At 42.2% G+C, this 18859-nt stretch carries 18 protein-coding genes; 12 read left to right on the forward strand and 6 right to left on the reverse strand.

Translation table 11 applies throughout. The annotated features are described in order from the left end of the window. The first annotated feature begins 78 nt into the window (after positions 1-78). From Q0R52_RS24120 to Q0R52_RS24165, 10 genes are all read left to right on the forward strand, one after another. Positions 79-2427, forward strand: a complete 2349-nt coding sequence (locus Q0R52_RS24120; protein ID WP_295799727.1) for a hypothetical protein — start codon at positions 79-81, stop codon at positions 2425-2427. A 153-nt stretch (positions 2428-2580) separates the two neighbouring features. Next, positions 2581-3270, forward strand: a complete 690-nt coding sequence (locus tag Q0R52_RS24125; RefSeq protein WP_295799729.1) for a hypothetical protein — start codon at positions 2581-2583, stop codon at positions 3268-3270. A 177-nt stretch (positions 3271-3447) separates the two neighbouring features. Beyond that, complete coding sequence (gene rpmB, locus Q0R52_RS24130; protein WP_096355826.1) at positions 3448-3681, forward strand: 50S ribosomal protein L28; 234 nt, start codon at positions 3448-3450, stop codon at positions 3679-3681. Between the two features lie 99 nt (positions 3682-3780). Then, positions 3781-3963, forward strand: coding sequence for a 50S ribosomal protein L33 (gene rpmG, locus Q0R52_RS24135; protein WP_067063463.1), 183 nt, complete (start codon positions 3781-3783; stop codon positions 3961-3963). A 63-nt stretch (positions 3964-4026) separates the two neighbouring features. Continuing rightward, positions 4027-4188, forward strand: coding sequence for a DUF4295 domain-containing protein (locus tag Q0R52_RS24140; protein ID WP_252790010.1), 162 nt, complete (start codon positions 4027-4029; stop codon positions 4186-4188). 184 nt (positions 4189-4372) lie between these two features. Beyond that, complete coding sequence (ftsY, locus tag Q0R52_RS24145; RefSeq protein ID WP_295799732.1) at positions 4373-5338, forward strand: signal recognition particle-docking protein FtsY; 966 nt, start codon at positions 4373-4375, stop codon at positions 5336-5338. A 116-nt stretch (positions 5339-5454) separates the two neighbouring features. Beyond that, on the forward strand, positions 5455-6789 hold the full coding sequence (gene rimO / locus Q0R52_RS24150) for a 30S ribosomal protein S12 methylthiotransferase RimO (protein ID WP_295799735.1): 1335 nt from the start codon (positions 5455-5457) through the stop codon (positions 6787-6789). Between the two features lie 112 nt (positions 6790-6901). Next, complete coding sequence (bshC, locus tag Q0R52_RS24155; RefSeq protein ID WP_295799739.1) at positions 6902-8491, forward strand: bacillithiol biosynthesis cysteine-adding enzyme BshC; 1590 nt, start codon at positions 6902-6904, stop codon at positions 8489-8491. Positions 8492-8510: 19 nt separating this feature from the next. Then, on the forward strand, positions 8511-9050 hold the full coding sequence (locus Q0R52_RS24160) for an alpha/beta fold hydrolase (protein WP_295799742.1): 540 nt from the start codon (positions 8511-8513) through the stop codon (positions 9048-9050). A gap of 129 nt (positions 9051-9179) precedes the next feature. After that, a complete protein-coding gene (locus Q0R52_RS24165) occupies positions 9180-10253 on the forward strand; it encodes an Ldh family oxidoreductase (RefSeq protein ID WP_295799744.1) in 1074 nt (357 codons plus the stop codon). Between the two features lie 141 nt (positions 10254-10394). Here the strand turns inward: Q0R52_RS24165 and lepB (Q0R52_RS24170) are convergent, their stop codons facing one another. The 6 genes from lepB (Q0R52_RS24170) to Q0R52_RS24195 all read right to left on the reverse strand — a co-directional run bounded on the left by lepB (Q0R52_RS24170) (position 10395) and on the right by Q0R52_RS24195 (position 16499). Beyond that, the gene (gene lepB, locus Q0R52_RS24170; RefSeq protein ID WP_295799747.1) at positions 10395-11828 is read right to left on the reverse strand and encodes a signal peptidase I; all 1434 of its coding nucleotides are present in this window, start codon (positions 11826-11828) and stop codon (positions 10395-10397) included. Between the two features lie 18 nt (positions 11829-11846). Next, positions 11847-12998, reverse strand: coding sequence for a signal peptidase I (lepB, locus tag Q0R52_RS24175; RefSeq protein ID WP_295799749.1), 1152 nt, complete (start codon positions 12996-12998; stop codon positions 11847-11849). Positions 12999-13181: 183 nt separating this feature from the next. Then, the gene (gene dapB, locus Q0R52_RS24180) at positions 13182-13928 is read right to left on the reverse strand and encodes a 4-hydroxy-tetrahydrodipicolinate reductase (protein ID WP_295799751.1); all 747 of its coding nucleotides are present in this window, start codon (positions 13926-13928) and stop codon (positions 13182-13184) included. A gap of 113 nt (positions 13929-14041) precedes the next feature. Continuing rightward, entirely contained in the window at positions 14042-14728 is a 687-nt protein-coding gene (locus tag Q0R52_RS24185) for a DUF5683 domain-containing protein (RefSeq protein WP_295799753.1), read from the reverse strand. A 38-nt stretch (positions 14729-14766) separates the two neighbouring features. Further along, a complete protein-coding gene (locus Q0R52_RS24190; protein ID WP_295799755.1) occupies positions 14767-15687 on the reverse strand; it encodes a ParB/RepB/Spo0J family partition protein in 921 nt (306 codons plus the stop codon). Between the two features lie 8 nt (positions 15688-15695). Then, positions 15696-16499, reverse strand: coding sequence for an AAA family ATPase (locus Q0R52_RS24195; protein ID WP_252790022.1), 804 nt, complete (start codon positions 16497-16499; stop codon positions 15696-15698). Between the two features lie 369 nt (positions 16500-16868). On the opposite strand from Q0R52_RS24195, the gene Q0R52_RS24200 reads away from it, so the two are divergent. Further along, the gene (locus Q0R52_RS24200) at positions 16869-17393 is read left to right on the forward strand and encodes an NAD(P)H-dependent oxidoreductase (protein ID WP_295799762.1); all 525 of its coding nucleotides are present in this window, start codon (positions 16869-16871) and stop codon (positions 17391-17393) included. 184 nt (positions 17394-17577) lie between these two features. Continuing rightward, positions 17578-18849, forward strand: a complete 1272-nt coding sequence (locus Q0R52_RS24205; RefSeq protein ID WP_295799765.1) for an outer membrane beta-barrel protein — start codon at positions 17578-17580, stop codon at positions 18847-18849. The last annotated feature ends 10 nt before the right edge of the window (positions 18850-18859 follow it).

An 18859-nucleotide genomic window follows, 5' to 3' on the forward strand; every position in this document is an offset into this window, starting at 1 on the left:
TTTTTAATGATTTGGTTGACATCACGATAAAAAGATTTACCTACTCCAAATAGCCTATTTCGAAACAGCAAACTCAATATGGAAAAAATCGCTATTCGATATTATTTGCTGATCATCATTTTTGCAGGTATTAGCCGGTGTTTGGGTCAAACGCCCGATTCCGTATTAATAAAACATGAAAACGCTACCGGACTGGAAAAAATCTACATTCATTATGATAGAAATAACTATTCTTTAGGTGATACGGTGTGGTTCAAAGCCTATCTTTTTAATGGACGGGCTAAATCGAAAAGCAAAAACTTCTATTTTGAATTATTTGATGATAAAGGCAAACTTTTAAAGAGAATAATAGCGCCAATATTTGAATCAACGGCTTCTGGCAGCCTTGTTCTTCCTGAAGATGATAACATCAACGGGTTGTTTTGCAGGGCGTACACTGCTGCGATCCTGAATGAAAATCCCGCTTTAGCATACAACAGGCAATTGCCGGTAATTGACCTGAAACGTGAAACGCGCTCAAGTACAAATAATCCGGTAAGTATCCGTTTTTTACCGGAGGGTGGGGATTTGATAACTGACATTCCATCAGCAGTAGCATTTAAAATTACTGACTTGAATGGGTTCCCTGTCGCGGGTTCAGGAAAAGTAATGTTTAGAGATTCAGTTGTTGCAATGTTTTCTACCGTACACGACGGCATGGGGGTATTTACCATGGTTCCGAAAGATGGCCAGGTTTACAGAGCCATATGGACAGATCGGTTTGGCACAAATCACAATACGCTGTTGCCGGCGCAAAAGCCGAAAGGTGTTGTGATTCACATTGGTGAAGCTACAAATGGGAAAAAGTTTTTTGTTTTCAGATCGCACCAGGTTGACGAAGCCGACAAAACGCTGCTGCTCACTGCCACACAAAATGGTCGTATTGTGTACGAAGCAAAATTAAATTTATCAGGATCGGAAAGCGCGAGCGGCACGATCCCCGTTAAGGATTTACCCTCTGGAATCCTTAAAATCACCATTTTTGATAAATCTTTAATGCCAGTTGCTGAACGAATAACTTTTGTCAACAATTATGAATACAACCTTGATGCAGACATTAAAGCAATTGCTATTAACACCCAAAAACGATCAATAAATAAATTTAAACTTATTCTGAAGGATACCACGAGGGCGAATTTTTCGATTTCGGTGACCGCTGCTGATTCAGCGACCTCATTGACACGCAAGGATAACATTATTTCGTACCTGTTTTTGACAAGCGATCTTCGCGGTAAAATCATAAATCCAACTTACTACTTCGGAAAAAATAGTGATAGCCTGGTAAAACACTTAGACCTTGTGATGCTAACCAACGGGTGGAGAAAATACAATTGGAACGATGGTGATAAAAGCGCCCACACACAACAACTTACAGAACATAATTATTTGACTATTGAAGGAAATATAAGCGGCGTTAAAAACCTTTCAAATATGGCGCATTTGGAAGGCAATATTATTGTACAAACTGAAGATTCCGCTAGAACATTATTGCCTGTAAACATTAATAAAAATGGTTTTTTTTACAAAGGTGGGGTGATTTTTTACGGTGATGCGAAGTTGAGTTTTAAATTTAGCGATAACGCGTTACTAGCTGAATATGCTCGTTTAACGATCAAAAATGGATTGATTGATAATCTACATATTCCACCATTTAAACCGGTGGATTTATTAACTGATATTGAAAATCCTGCTTCATTTTCCGCAAACCCCGTATCGAATTATCCTGCAAAAAAAGGAACTAAATTATTAAAGGAAGTGGTTATTAAAGGTAGTCGCGAATCCCAAATTCATAGATTAGATGACAGCTATACATCAGGATTGTTCAGTCGGGGTATTTCCACCAATTTCATAGTCGGCGAGGACCCGAAAGCATTAAATAACTTCACCATTTTTCAATATTTGCAAAACAAAATACCCGGGCTGGAAATATTTAACCCTGTATCTGACAATCCGACGGTACGGTGGAGAGCCGAAACCCCGGTAAAATTCTTTCTGAATAATATTGAAAGTAACACCCAGGATATCAGGGAAATCGGCATGGGGGAATTCGACTATGTGAAAATTTATGATCCGGCGATGGGTGGTGCGTTTGGTGCTCCGGGAGGTGTAATATCAATTTATACAAAAAAAGGCAAAGGGTTTAATTTCGACGTTAATGATAAACTGAATACTACAATGTCCGGCTATACGCCTGTGAAAGAGTTTTATTCTCCCGATTATGCTACAACGGCAAAAACATTGGCGAATGACACGAGAACTACGCTCTATTGGAACCCCAATATTATTTTAGACAATAAAAACAGGGAATTCGATCTGCAATTTTATAACAATGACATTACTCGCAAATTCAAAATAGAAATGGTGGGGTCGATCAGGATGGTAAATTGATAAGTATAGAAAAAGTTGTTGAATGACGTTTACATTTATGGGAGTTCTCATTGTCTACTAATTCGGTGGTGTAAATTAGCAAAATTATGAGAGATGGGTAATAGTAAAATTATCTCTATAATATTGGTAATTTTATATGCCTAATTCAAATAGATGAAGAATTTTGATAACTTGAAATTAATTGCGTTTATACCGCTTCTCCTTGGCATTCAAAATGCTAACGCACAAAGAACCAAGATTATATTACAGCCTGAATATATTTATAGCCGAGTAAAAGCAATCGTTGAAACACCCCATGCCAAAGATGGAATAACTCAAACTAAGGAAACAATCATCAATGTATTAGACGACAGGCTAAACTTTATTAAATGCTATGCAACCGATACAACAAAGGACGCCAAAGAAGTTCCTATGCAATGCATAGATGACCAATTTATTAAACCAACTAACACTCAAGACACAGCAAAAAAAGGTTTTATTGACGTATTTGACGCAAATGGTAACAAAATAGCTTTGATATGCGAATTAAAAAACGGGACCATGTATTTTAGTAACAAATACAAATACGGAGAAAACGGTATCGGAAATAACATAACGGAATTTTGTATTTATAACTCAAAAGATAGCCTTGTTTTTAAGCAAGGTTATCTTTTTAACGACAAGCATTTATTGATTGAGGTAAATAACTACTCAGGTGCAAACCGCATAACAGACAGGGCGATTTATAAGTATACCGCGTATGATAAAAACGGGAATTGGATAAAAAGAACAGAAATTAAGAAATCACGGAAGGGGAAAATTACTGCGCTTGTTGAAACTAATAGAAAAATCGTCTATGATTAAGCCACAGCAAATGTTTTTTCAAATATTGAATATAAGGTGTTATTAACCCCAATTATGTTCAAAACTATCGTCCTAAAATAATTTGAAAAAATAATTTAAATCAGTATTGCCTATTTCACTTAAAATCCTGATATTTGCAAACTCTTTACAAAAAGGGAGAATTAAAAAGATTTCGTCATGTCAAGAATTTGTGATTTAACAGGAAAGGCATCTTTAGTTGGTAATAACGTTTCAAACTCAAACGTTAAAACAAAACGCAGGTTCCATCCAAACTTAAAACTTAAGAAGTTTTATATTCCTGAAGAGGATAAATGGATTACCTTAAAGGTATCTACTTCGGCTGTTAAAACTATCAGCAAAAATGGTATCACTGCGTGTATCAATAAATTTGTAAAAAAAGGATACATTTAGTAGAGGGTTGTTGGTTGATTAGGTGAGTAGTTGATTAAGTTTAGCTGCAAGTCCAAAATCACTAATTCACTCATTCGCTAAATCAATAAATAGAAGAAAATGGCTAAGAAAGGCAATAGGGTTCAGGTAATTTTAGAATGCACCGAGCATAAAACAAGCGGCATGCCTGGTATGTCTCGTTACATTACTACCAAGAACAAGAAAAACACAACAGAAAGACTGGAAATGAAAAAATTCAACCCGGTTTTAAGGAAAGTAACTGTTCACAAAGAGATTAAGTAATTTGTTGATTAGTCGACGTTAAATCACTAATTCACCAACTCACTAATTCAAAATTAAAAAAACATGGCAAAGAAAGTAGTTGCAACACTGAAAGTAGCAGGTAAAGGCAAAGAATATTCAAAAGTTATAACAATGGCTAAGTCGCCGCGTACAGGTGCTTACTCATTCAAAACACAAATCGTAGCTAACGATTTCGTTAAGGATGCGATAGCCGGAAAATTATAAGGATAATTTTTGACCACGATATTAAAGCCATCTTGTTTACACGGGAAGGCTTTTTTTGTTGATATAATTTGATGCCTGGTCGAAATGGCTTAAATTGGGTTTAATGAATATGTCTGTTTACTTACAATCTGCAGCTATTAAATCCGCACATTTGCATATCAGCACAATTGCACATTAAAAGAATATGGGATTATTCGATTTTTTCAAGAAAAAGGAAAGCACGCCACCGGAGCAAGAGGCGCTGGATACCGGGTTGGAAAAAACCAAGGATAACTTTTTTTCAAAAATAACCAAGGTTGTCGCAGGCAAGTCTTCAGTTGATGATGATGTGCTGGATGACCTGGAAGAAGTGCTGGTAACATCGGACGTTGGCGTTAAAACCACCCTGAAAATTATAGAGCGCATACAGGCCCGTGTTGCCCGCGATAAATATGTAAGCACATCTGAGCTTAATACCTTATTAAAGGACGAAATACAAAAACTCCTCGCCGAAAACAACAGCAACGATTTTACCAGTTTTGAATATGGCAACCAAAAGCCCTATGTAATAATGGTGGTCGGCGTAAACGGCGTAGGCAAAACTACCACTATTGGTAAGCTGGCTCATAAATTAAAACAGGCCGGTAACAAAGTAGTATTAGGTGCAGCAGACACATTCCGTGCAGCTGCGGTTAGCCAGATACAGCTTTGGGGCGAACGCGTTGGCGTTAAAGTTGTAGCCCAGGCTATGGGGTCCGACCCTGCGTCAGTAGCTTACGATACCCTGCGTTCAGCAGTGGCCAATGGTGATGACGTGGCAATTATTGATACTGCTGGCCGTTTACACAACAAAGTAGGCCTGATGAACGAGCTCACCAAGATCAAGAATGTAATGCAAAAAGTGGTGCCTGGCGCCCCGCACGAGATCTTGCTGGTACTGGACGCTTCGACCGGGCAAAATGCCATTGAGCAATGCAAGCAATTTACCGAAGCAACTGACGTAAATGCCCTGGCTTTAACCAAGCTTGACGGTACTGCAAAAGGTGGCGTGGTAATAGGAATTTCGGATCAATTTAAAATACCGGTAAAATATATAGGCGTGGGTGAAGCCATGAATGATTTGCAGTTGTTTGACAGGCAAGCATTCGTTAACTCACTATTCAAGCAATAAATAACAAACTTTGTCATTGCGAGGAACGAAGCAATCTCGTCGTAAGCATGGCAAATATACATTGGCGACGAGGTTGCTTCGTCATTCCTCCTGGCAATGACAAACGGGCGTAAGTTATGAGAACAAAATCAATCAATGAGCCGATACTAAAAGCTAAACCCCGTGTAAACGTGGTTACATTAGGCTGCTCAAAAAACATATACGATTCTGAGATATTGATGGGCCAGCTGAAGGGCAATAGCTTTGATGTGGTGCACGAGGCCGAAAAGGTTAACAGCAATGACATAATCGTAATTAATACCTGCGGATTTATTGACAATGCCAAACAGGAATCGATAGATACCATTCTGCAATACAGCGAGCTTAAAGAGCAAGGCAAGGTTGGGAAAGTAATTGTTACAGGCTGCCTTTCCGAACGCTACAAACCTGAGCTGGAAGCTGAAATTACGAATGTCGATTCCTGGTTTGGGACAAACGATTTGCAAAACCTGCTAAGTTCTGTTGGTGCAAATTATAAGCACGAACTGATTGGCGAGCGCCTGTTAACCACCCCAAAACACTTTGCATATTTTAAAATAGCCGAAGGCTGTAACCGTCCGTGCTCGTTTTGTGCTATCCCCTTAATGCGTGGCAAGCATTTAAGCCAACCGATAGACCAATTGGTTAAAGATGCACAAGCCCTTGCCAAAAATGGCACTAAAGAGCTGATATTGATTGCCCAGGATTTAACCTATTACGGGCTCGATCTATATGGCAAACGTAACCTGGATGATCTGCTTCGCCGCCTATCAGATGTTAACGGCATCGAATGGATACGGTTGCAATACGCCTACCCTTCAGGCTTCCCGATGGAGATCCTGGATGTGATGAACGAGCGCGACAATATTTGCAAGTATATGGATATGCCGTTACAGCACATCAGCGATAATATGCTGAAATCAATGCGCCGTGGTATTACCAAGCAAAAAACAATTGATGTTGTTAATGAAATCCGCGATAAGGTTCCCGGCATAGCCATGCGCACCACGCTGATAACCGGTTACCCCGGCGAAACTGAGCAGGATTTTGAAGAAATGCAGCAATGGGTTGAAGAAACCAAGTTCGACCGGTTGGGTTGTTTCACTTACTCGCACGAGGAAAAAACTCACGCCTTTTCGTTAGTGGATGACGTACCTGATGAAGTAAAACAACAACGCGCCGATGCGATAATGGAAATTCAGCAAGGAATCAGCTTTGATAAAAACCAGGAGAAGATAGGTAATACATACAAAGTGCTGGTGGATAAAAAAGACGGCGGGTATTTTGTCGGCCGTACTGAATATGATTCGCCCGAGGTGGATAACGAGGTTTTGATAAATGCAGCCGTTGATTATGCCACTATCGGCAGCTTTGTAAACGTGCAAATTGATACCGCCGAGGACTTCGACCTTTATGGACATATTGTAAAATAAACAGGTTTTAGGCTAGCCTTCTTGATTTTAGAAATTTAAAATCTAAATTCGGCTTGGTTTTGTTTGATGCCGCTGTTAAATCCGACATCGAAAATCCGACATCCGAAATTCAATGGACTCAGCCTGTATAAACTATAAAGACACAGGGGCCTTCTCCCCCACCGTTATCGATTACCTTGAAGATGCCCCGGCGCTTCGCCCTTTTTATGGTTACCGCCCCGACTTTAACGGCTTTGCCGAACTCCTAAAAAGCAAAAAAGTTGTTGCAGACCGGAAAATTTTGTTTGAAGTATTAACTGAGCAGTACAGCCATCTAACCCCGCTGCTGCCTGTTCAAAATAACCTTTCTCTTCTAAAAAAAGAAACCACTTATACTGTTACTACCGGCCATCAGCTTAACATATTTGCCGGCCCGCTCTATTTTATCTATAAAATTGTAACTGCCATTAAATTGGCACAACAGCTAAAAAAGCATTTCCCGGATAAAGATTTTGTGCCTGTTTACTGGATGGCGAGCGAGGACCATGATTTTGCGGAGATAAATTACACCAACATTGGCGGCAAAAAAGTGCATTGGTGGTACGAAGCCTCAGGTGCAACCGGTCGCATCAATCCGGATACTATGCGGCAGGCAATCAACCAGTATAAGGGTGCACTTGGTATCGACCATCACGCCGATGAACTTGCTGAAATTGTTGAAACCGCATACACCAAATTCGACAAACTGGCCGATGCGACCCGATACCTGGTAAACGCCCTGTTCGGCCAATACGGCTTGATAATTATTGACGCAGATGATCATCGCTTCAAACAATCATTTTCGCCAATAATTGAGAAGGACATCATCGAACAAAACAGCTTTAAGAATATTGAGGCTACCAATAAACTACTGCATGATTTAGGCGTACATATACAGGTTAACCCACGCGAGATTAACTTCTTTTACCTGCTGGAAGGCCTTCGCGAGCGGATAACTTTTGAACATGAGGTATATAAAGTATTAAATACCGAGATCAGCTTTACAGAAGCTGAACTGAAAGCTGAGATTGCCCAATACCCCGAACGGTTTAGCCCCAACGTGGTTATGCGCCCACTATACCAGGAGTGCATTTTACCAAACATTGCTTACATTGGCGGCGGCGCGGAAGTAGTTTACTGGCTGGAGCTTAAATCCAACTTTGACCATTATAAGGTTGATTTCCCTATTCTTATACTGCGTAATTCGGGTTTGGTTATCGGAAAGGAAACCGCATCAAAAATCGCCAAAATGGATTTGCAGCCAGCCGACCTATTTAAAAGCAGCGATGCGATAAAAAACGACTGGATAAAAAAGCACAGCGAACATACTTTATCCCTGGCCGATGAATGGCGCGAGCTAACCGCAGTATTTGAAAAACTGAAATTGCGCGCATACAAAATAGACAACACGCTTGCGCCATCGACAGAAGCCGTGCAGGCAAGGTTAAAACATGCCATTGACAACTTAGAAAAGAAATTAATAAAGGCAGAGAAGCGTAATTATCACACCCGGCTGGAACAGGTGGAGCACATTAAAACCGACATTTTCCCAAAAGACAGCCTGCAGGAACGAACCGAGAACTTCGGTTTGTTTTATGTTAAATGGGGACAGGGTTTTATTGATGAACTTGTGCGCGTTTTTGAGCCGCTTGACTTTAAGTTTACGGTGCTGACGGAGAAATAAACCATTTTATATTTCACAAATGACCTTTCAATCAACCATCCTCATCATTCCCGGTCTTGGTAATTCAGGTCCGCAGCACTGGCAGTCGCTTTGGGAGCACAAATTTAATTTTAAGCGCGTTGAGCAAAAAGAATGGGATGCCCCGTTTTGCACCGACTGGATTGAAAATATCAATAACGAAGTTAAAAAACACAACCCAGCCAATGTTATTTTGGTTGGCCATAGCCTGGCCTGCTCAACTATAGCATACTGGGCCTTAAAATATGATGTGAAAATCAAAGCGGCGTTATTGGTGGGACCGAGTGACACCGAGGCTGATACTTACCCACCGGGAACAACCGGTTTTAAACCCGTGCCGTTATTTAACCTGCCATTTAAAACCATAGTTGCCGCCAGCACCAATGACTTTTTTGTAACCTACGAACGCGCCAAAATTTTTGCAGACAGCTGGGGCAGCGAGCTGGTTAATGTTGGCGATGCCGGACATATCAATTTATCATCGGGGTACGGGGAGTGGAATGATGGATTGGAATTATTGAAGAGGTTAGATTCGCTATAAAGTCTTAGTGCTCTCTGTGCCTCCTCTGTGACTCTGTGGTTAAATTAACCACAGAGTCACAGAGGGAAAAACGCAGAGGACACAGAGAATAATGAGAAAGGCTCTGATCAAACCTACTATATTTGTCACATGCTTATTTCCCAATCAGCTCTTCGCGCTTTCACCGAAAACATATTTCTAGCCATGGGCTGCAGCGCCGAACATGCTGCGCTTGCTGCTGATGTTTTATTGCAGGCCGATTTACGCGGCATTGATTCGCACGGCGTAGCCCGGCTTATCGGCTACGTAAGGCTTTGGGAGAGCAAACGCATTAACACCAGCCCCAATATCACGATAGTACACCAAACGCCCACTACGGCCACCATTGATGGCGATGCAGGCCTGGGTTTAATAGTTGCCCCCTTTGCGATGCGATTGGCTATTGAAAAAGCGGAGCAATACGGTTCAGGTTGGGTATCGGTGCGCAACAGCAACCATTTTGGTATAGCCGGTTATCACGCTTTAATGGCCGTTGAAAAAAACATGATTGGCTTTGCCATGACCAATGCCAGTCCGCTGGTGGCGCCAACATATTCAAGTGAACGGCTGTTAGGTACAAATCCTATGTGTTATGCCTTCCCCGCAGGCAAATACCCGCCGGTGGTGGTTGATATGGCTACTTCGGCTGCGGCGAATGGTAAGCTTGAGATAGCACAGCGTGCAGGCAAGCCCGTGCCCGAAGGATGGATACAGGATGCCGAAGGCAATTACACCACCGACCCGCACGCGTTAAAATCAGGCGGATCGCTTTTGCCTTTGGGCGGTGATAAAGAGCATGGCAGCCATAAAGGGTTTGGATTAAGCGCAACCGTCGACATCCTTTCGGCTGTACTATCGGGCGCTAATTATGGCCCTTGGGTGCCGCCATTTGTTTCGTTCCTGAAGCCCCCTGCTGATCCGGTTGGCCTGGGCATCGGGCATTTTGTTGGCGCTATGCGGGTTGACGGGTTCCGCCCTGTTGATGAGTTTAAAACCCACATGGATAACTGGGTAAACCGGTTTAAATCAGCTCAAACGGTTCTTCCTGACCAAAAAGTCATTATTCCCGGTGAGCCAGAACTGGAAGCAAAAGCACACAGAAAAGTGAATGGTATACCGCTGGTTGATGCGGTAGTGGACGATTTGAATGGGTTGGCGGAGAAGTTCGGATTAAAAAAATTATAAAATTCGTCATTGCGATCCGCTGGCGAGCGGAGGGCAACCGCACGCCGTGCACAACTGCCAATGCAAGTTGGCTACCTATATATTCGCCCTGTAAAGTGTGCGGTTGCCGCACTCGTTCCTCGCTCGCAATGACAAAAGGCGCTATTTTATTCCCTTAAATATCCGCCCCCACCTTGTTTGATGTAAAAATCCCGCAGTTTCATCAGTACTCATCCATATAAACAGCGCCTTGCCAACAATATGGTCTTCGGGTACAAAGCCCCAGAAACGGGAGTCTTCGGAGTTGTGACGGTTATCGCCCATCATCCAGTAATAATCCTGCTTAAAGGTATATTCCGTAGCTTTTTTTCCGTTGATAAAAATTGTATTGCCTGCTACTTTAACCTTGTTATTTTCGTAAACCCCGATAGCCCGTTTGTACATAGGGATGGTTAATTCGTTAAGCTTAACTATCCATCCTTTTTTTGGGATAATTATGGGGCCAAGGTTATCCAGCGTCCAGTTAAAATGCTTGTCGTGCGGGAAAATGCCTGGGTTATATCCTGATACTGACTGGTAATATTCAATTACATTATTAATTCCTGGATGCTTTTGCAATTGCCTGGCTGCTTGGCGAGTCATCAGCATTTCGTAGTCTTTGCTGCTGTATTTTAGTTTTACATCAATGTGCAAACTGCGGGTAAACAGCGAGTCGAGGGGTTTTCCGTTAGTGTGTACAATGTAAGCTTGCTGACCTTCAGCCGGCTCTGGCGATTTTTTGCCGTTAACATAAAGCTGGGCGTTTATTACCCTCACTGTGTCGCCGGCTACTGCCACGCAGCGCTTGATAAAGTTTTCGCGTTTATCAACCGGCCGGTAGTAAGGTGAGTCCGCATCCATTGGGTAATTAAAAACTATCACATCGCCTCTTTTAATCTCACTTAAGCCCGGAAAACGATAATATGGTAACTGTATGCCATCCCAATAGGCTTTCGTATAAATAAGCGGTAGGGTGCTATGTGCAAATGGGAAAGAAATTGGTGTTATCGGGAACCTGGCGCCATAATTCACCTTGCTTACCAGTAAATAATCGCCGGTTAATAGTGAACTTTCCATCGATGGGCTGGGGATTAAGTAGGCCTCGATAAAAAACGTGCGGATAAGCGTGGTGGCCAGCAAAGCAAACAGGACAACTTCGGTCCATTCCCGTGCCGGAGATTTCCTTAGTTGCTGATGCCTGGCCTGTTTAAATTCTGAAGATGCGGATGGACCCAAATATTGCGTCCGTTTTTCTATACCCCATTTTGGAAGAAATACAAATGGCACCAGGATGGCCGCCGCCTGCTGTCGTATGGTAAATTTGCCGTACGATTTAACAAAATCGGTATAAATAACAACGGCAGCAATTGCATTGATGACGGGGACGAAAAACCACAGCAGCCACCAAACAGGCCTGCCGCTAATTTTCAACATTATGTATACTGAATAAACAGGGATAATCGCTTCCCAACCAGGGCGACCAGCTTTTTTAAACAGCAACCCAAAACCAGCGAGGCAAAGAAAACCGAACAGGGCCAGTATAACATAAGTTGCCATGGCGCTGCAGGGTGGCTATTAGTGTATACCGTTAAACAACCTGCTCCAGCGTATTTTACTGAAGAACGATGCGTTTTCATCCCAGCTCATCCATATGAACAGAGCCTTGCCCACAATATGGTCCTCGGGCACAAAACCCCAGTAACGCGAATCGTCAGAGTCGTGGCGGTTATCGCCCATCATCCAGTAGTAGTTTAATTTAAAAGTATAGCTGTCGGTTTTTTTGCCATTGATATAAATATCGCTGCCTTTAACTTCAAGCTTGTTGTTTTCGTAGGTGTTAATGCAACGCTCGTAAATAGGGTACGTTAAACTGTCAAGTTTTACCGTCCAGCCTTTTTTAGGTATAATTATCGGGCCGTAGTTATCTACGCTCCATTTATAGTCGGGCTGCTTGCCATTGAGCATTAAGTTAGGCGGGCCAACCGGGTGACCAGGATTTGTTGGGTAAACCGGGCTTTGCGGATCGGTAACGCCTTTTTTAGATAACACCGGTTTAAAGTCTTTTACATTCGAATACCCTTTTAACGCATCAGCGGACGCTTTGGTCATGGTCTGGTAATCGCGACCCGGGTATTGTGTTACGTTCAAATCGCTCAAAACCTGCGGGTTAAGATCGCCCCCATTTGTAGTGAAGGTGTACTCCATTTCAGATCCCGGCGGGGTTGGTGCAGCCCTCCCATTAACATACACCTGTGCATCAACAACACTCAACGTATCGCCAGCGATGCCCTGGCAACGCTTTATAAAGTTTTCGCGTTTGTCAACAGGGCGATACAACGGCGAGTCGGCATCCATAGGGTAGTTAAAAACTACTACATCGCCGCGCTTTACATCGCTTAAGCCAGGCAGGCGGTAGTAAGGTAGTTTTATACCGTCCCAATAAGCCTTTGTGCCAATTAACGGCATGGTATGATGCGCAAACGGGAATGCTATCGGTGTTATAGGTGTACGTGCGCCATAGTTTACTTTGCTGACAAATAAAAAGTCACCAACCAGCAAACTCCGTTCCATTGATGGAGTAGGTATTACGTAGGCTTCAATAAAAAATGTTCGTATTAAAGTTGCTGCTATTACCGCAAATACAATGGCGTCAGTCCACTCGCGCAAGGCGCTTTTCTTTTTTTTAGGGGTAGTTTTATTTTTTTTACTCCAGAATTTCCAGTTCATCTTACAATATTGGTGATTTTTATTTTAGAATCAAGAGTCAAGAGCCAAGAATCAAGACAAAAAGTGTTTGTCGATTCTCCAGGATCCTTATATCCTTATCTTGTTCCCTGATTTCTTTTTTTTTATTTCTTGATTCTTTTCTCTCGATTCTTGGTTCTTGATTCTTTCCTCTTGGCTCTTTCCTCAAAAGTCAAACATATCCTGTACCGAATAAAAACCTTGTTTGCCCTGTATCCATTCGGCAGCCAGTACCGCACCAAGTGCAAAGCCGTTACGGTTATGGGCAGTATGTTTAAATTCGATGGAATCGACCTCCGAATCGTAAATAACAGTATGCGTGCCCGGCACGCTGTCAATTCGGTGCGATTCTATTAACAATTGATCGGCTGTAACGTTTGCGTCGTCGGTTTGGGCGTCATCAGTGCTTAACGCATTAACCCATTCTTTTTTCGCATCAAGGTTTTCAATAATTCCTTCAGCTATAGTTATGGCCGTGCCGCTTGGAGAATCAAGCTTTTGGGTATGGTGAATTTCTTCAACCTGTATGTCGTAATACGGGTAGTTGTTCATCAATTTAGCCAGCACCTTGTTTACGTGGAAGAAAATATTTACGCCAACGCTAAAGTTCGACGCATAAAGCATGGCAGTATCGCTGCTTTCAAATTTTTTCTTTAAAACAGGCAGGTTATCGTACCAGCCGGTAGTGCCTACCACAACCGGGACGCCTGCATTTAAACACTGTTCGATATTAGCTAATACAGTGTGCGGGGTACTAAACTCAATAGCAACATCAGCCAGTTGCAGGTTTTCGACGGTAAGTTCGTGCTGGTTATCCTGGTCAATTTTTAATATAATTTCGTGTTTGCGGTCGTGGGCTATCTTTTCAATTATTTTGCCCATTTTGCCGTATCCTAATAGTACAATCTTCATATCTGTATTAAAAGGCACTAATTTCACGAATTAAGGCGAATTTCACGAATTTAAAATCGAATGTAGAAGCAGATTGATGAAAATTCATCTTAATTCGTGTAATTCGTGTTTTCTCAAAGTGTAAACGTAATTTTTAACCCCGGGATATATGAAATTGGTGAATTTTGAGCGTACACCGGTTGATTGATAAAGTCGGGGGCTATACGCATGGTAAAGTTATTATCGAGCGTATAGCTGTGTATAAACTTGGCATCGATATAGGCATCAATAGTATTTATACCCCAAAAAGCCACAAAACCTAATATGCACAAATCGCGGTCGCGGCGGTAACCGTCCTTCGCGTTATAAATTGCCTGGTCGCCGAATTGCGAATACTGGTTAAACTCTAAATAGTAAGGATCCTTGGGTCCCGGCGTTATTAAATGATTTCGATATTTTGAGAGCGCCAAAAACAGCCGGTAATTTTTTGCATTATAAACATATGCCCATCCAAACCCAATCAATCCGCCATAAACAAGTGGCACTTTCCAAATCTTGTGGTTATAAACCTGCCCCCAGCCCGGAACAATAAGCGAACGCATAACCGCCCGGTGCGGGCTGTGTGTAGTATCAGGATGATAGACTTTTTCTTTACGCACCTTGGGCTTGCGCGATTGCATAAAGTCGGTATCTGCCCGCGATGCTTTCAGCGTATCCATTTTATTTTTTAAAATGGTTGACGATGTTGTGTCGGGATTTTGGGCCCTGGCAGTAAGCGCAAACCCGGCAAGCAGGCAAATTACAAGCAAGTATTTATACATCTGTTAGTTAAAAACCCCCGGGGTATTGGGGATGCTGTTTACCAATCCATAATTTCAAGGATGCGGGTAAGGTCGCTTTCGGATAAAAAAGGAATCTCGATAGTACCGCGCCCCTGGCCACCAATTTTCAGCTTAACCCTTGAACTGAATTTCGAAGCCAGGTCATCCTGTATCTTTTGAATCTGGAACGATATAGGCTCGGGTTGTTTGCCTTCTTTCTTTATCGGCGCCGTTTGCATATCGCGAACCAGTTCTTCAGTTTTACGAACGGATAAACCTTCCTTAATAATATGCTGATGAATAAATATTTGTTTGGCAGGGTCGTCGATAGTAATCAGTGCTTTAGCATGGCCCATGGTGATTTCGCCTTCGCGGATGGATGCCTGTACAACCGGCGGCAGTTTCAACAACCGCAAATAGTTAGATACGGTCGAACGGTTTTTACTCACCCGCTCGCCCAGTTCATCCTGTTTAAGGTTACATTCCTCAATCATTCGCTGTAAACTTATGGCTACTTCTATTGCATTCAGGTTTTCGCGCTGAATGTTTTCAATAAGCGCCATCTCCAGCATTTGCTGGTCGTTGGCAGCCCGTACGTACGCGGGAATTTGTGTTAAACCAGCAATTTTTGATGCACGGAAACGCCGCTCGCCAGATATCAGCTGGTAGCTATGGGCGTTTAAGCGCCTAACGGTGATTGGCTGTATCAGGCCCTGCAGCTTAATCGAGTCGGCCAGTTCCTGCAATGCATCCTGGTCGAAATCGGTACGGGGCTGAAATGGGTTTACCTCAATTTCAGACAGCTTAATTTCGTTTATCGAGCCCAGGTTGTTTACCTCGGGGCTTGATGCGGCATTGTTTTTATCGGTATTGTTGTTTTGATTGTGGTTAACGCTTTCCGAATCTTTCAGCAATGCACTTAACCCTCTGCCTAAAGCGTTTCTTTTTTCTCCGGTCATCTTTATAATTAAACTATTGCTGTATTAGTATCGGCCTCCTCTTTAACCAAGCCGTTTTTGCGCAAAATTTCGCGGGCCAGGTTCAGGTAGTTTATTGCGCCCTTGCTTGTAGCATCGTGCATAATTACTGATATACCAAAGCTTGGGGCCTCGCTTAAACGGGTATTACGCTGTATAATGGTATCAAACACCATATCCTCAAAATGGCTCCGCACTTCTTCAACCACCTGGTTCGAAAGGCGAAGCCTTACGTCGTACATGGTTAACAATATGCCTTCAATTTCGAGTGTAGGGTTCAACCTCGATTGTACAATCTTAATGGTATTTAATAACTTACCTAAACCTTCCAATGCGAAATATTCGCACTGTACCGGAATAATTACCGAGTCGGCGGCAGTTAACGCATTTATGGTTATCAGACCCAGCGAAGGCGAGCAGTCGATGATGATGAAATCATAGTCGTCGCGTACACTGTTAAGTACCGCTTTCATTTTATATTCGCGGTCGGTAAGGTTTATCATCTCGATCTCGGCGCCTACCAGGTCGATGTGGGCTGGTAAGAGGTCGAGATTGGGTGTTTCGGTTTTCTGGATAGCCTCACGCGGGTCAACCTGGTTGATTATACACTCGTAAATACTGTTTTTTATGTTACGGGGGTCAAACCCAATACCCGACGTTGAGTTAGCTTGCGGATCGGCATCAACCAATAATGTTCTAAACTCCAACACGGCCAAACTTGCGGCCAGGTTTATAGATGATGTGGTTTTACCAACGCCACCTTTTTGATTGGCCAAAGCAATAATTTTACTCATTTTATACGTTAAAAAAATTTATAAATGGGTTTTTAGTAACAACGAAATACAGGAACGGTTAATATACCTTCCCATAAGTTTTAATGCGGGCTAAAGATACGTATTTATATAATTCCGAAATCCACAGGTTTTGCCTATTTACAAACAGTTTGAGCCCGGAAAACCGGAAAAGTCCGGTAGTCCGATCGCGCGCCGCCTTAGCTCTATCGGTGGCACAAAGAAGCTTCGCGCGTGGATATGTGAGGCGAACTCAAATCAATACATTGTCAATTTCCCAATCACTAACTCGCTAAATCACTAATTATTTTATTACTTTGTTCCTCCGTGGGTTTGCCAAATCGCTAATTCACCAGTTCACTAAATAAATCAATGACCACTACTATCATATCATCCACTAACCGGCCCAATAGCTCAACTTATAAGCTATCGCAATATTACCAGAAGCGATTGCGCGAAAAAGGGGTGGACGCCGGCATTTTGTCCTTAACACAACTGCCCGCCAACATCATCGAAAGCGATCTTTATAATAAACGAAGCGAGGCTTTTAAACCGATACAGGATATTGTTAGCCAGACTGATAAGTTTTTATTCATCATACCTGAGTACAATGGGAGTTTCCCGGGAGTTTTGAAAGTATTTATGGATGCCTGTACCTTCCCCGAAAGCTTTTATGATAAAAAGGCAGCCCTGGCGGGTTTATCGTCGGGCAAATATGGCAACATCCGTGGCATCGACCATTTTACAGGCGTTTGCCATTATATGCACCTGCAGGTTATGCAGCTTAAAATTCATATCGGCAGTATTAATAAGGAATTCGATGCGGATAATAACCTGTTCCAGAAAGACACTGTGCAGTTTACCGAAGAGCAGATGGATAAGTTTATTTTATTTTAGTTTTAAGATTTCACCGATTGGAGAAATGATTGCACCGATTTTTATTCAGTGCTTTCGCCCGGTGGCGTGTTAATCTATAAACGCATTAATTATTAAGGGAAATTTTATACCTTGTTTTCTTATTTATGCAACTATCTTAACCTTTCAAAAATTCACCCCTAAAATTTAATTTAAACCAAATCACATGAAGATTTTCTACAAGCTTTTTTCGTTTGCATTTCTTTTGCCATTTTTTTCGTTGGCACAAAGTAATTATAAACCCGGATTTGTTGTTAACCTAAAAGGAGATACATTGCGTGGATTTATTGATTACCGTGAATGGAGCAACAACCCGAATGCCATTTCATTTAAGCACCAGGTGACTGACGCCTCCGGTGCCAAATATACTCCGGCTGATATTAGCTCTTTTAATATCAATAGTATAGAAGCCTATCAAAAGTATACCGGGCTAATCAGCATGGATGTTGTAAATACCGACCATTTAACCACCGGCAAGGATACTAGCGTTAAAATGGCCGATGTTTTTTTGAGAATATTGCAAAAAGGCAAAAATGTGACATTATACAGCTATACCGACGACCTGAAAGCCCGCTATTTCATTGGCGATGGGCCCAACTTTTTCCCAAAGGAATTGGTATACAGGATATATGAGGCCAATGATTCAAACGGAAATGGAAAAACCTTTACCGACGAAACTTACCTTAAACAGTTAAATACACTCGCCATAAAATACAGCGCTTTAAATGACGATTTGGCCCACACGCTTGAAAAGGCCGATTATCAAATGCCGCAGTTAATGGTTATCGTAAGTAAAATAAACAACATTACAAAGCAGGAATTTAGCGCCAAATATGACGATAAGGGTAATAACTATTTTTACGGCGGGCTGGGTTTGGCCATCGCCACCACAACCCCGTCACCAGGTGGCACCTACAAGCAAGCCGGGGGCAAACCTTGTACGTCAATATTGCCCGCTGTTAAATTTGGCATAAATGTTTTTGCCAGCCCGAACAGCGAGCGCCTTTCGTTCCGTTTTGAGCTGTCGGCAGCGCTGATAAAATATACATCAACTTACGACAACGCATTTTCGCCATATGTAAACATTACCTATGGTTACACGAATCTTGCTATAGCTTTTTCACCGCAGATCATATACAATTTTTACAACGGGGAAAACCTGAAAGTGTTTGCGGGCGGCGGTATCGAGATATCAAAGTACACTTATTTTAGCCGTGAGTATAAAAACAATAAAGATGGCAGCCAGGTGCCAACATCTGCTAATCCGTTCAGTCAAAATAACTTCAGTTTACCCATAGTAGTTAAAACGGGGATATCTATTAGCAAGAAAATTGACATTTATGCTGATTACCTGCTCGCCGGGCCGGTTTCTGACGATTATGTGTTTCGCTTAAACACAAGTTCCGTTCAGGTGGGGGTTAACTACAGATTTAAGTAAGATATTTCTT

The organism is Mucilaginibacter sp. (genome assembly GCF_025359345.1).
Taxonomy (GTDB): domain Bacteria; phylum Bacteroidota; class Bacteroidia; order Sphingobacteriales; family Sphingobacteriaceae; genus Mucilaginibacter.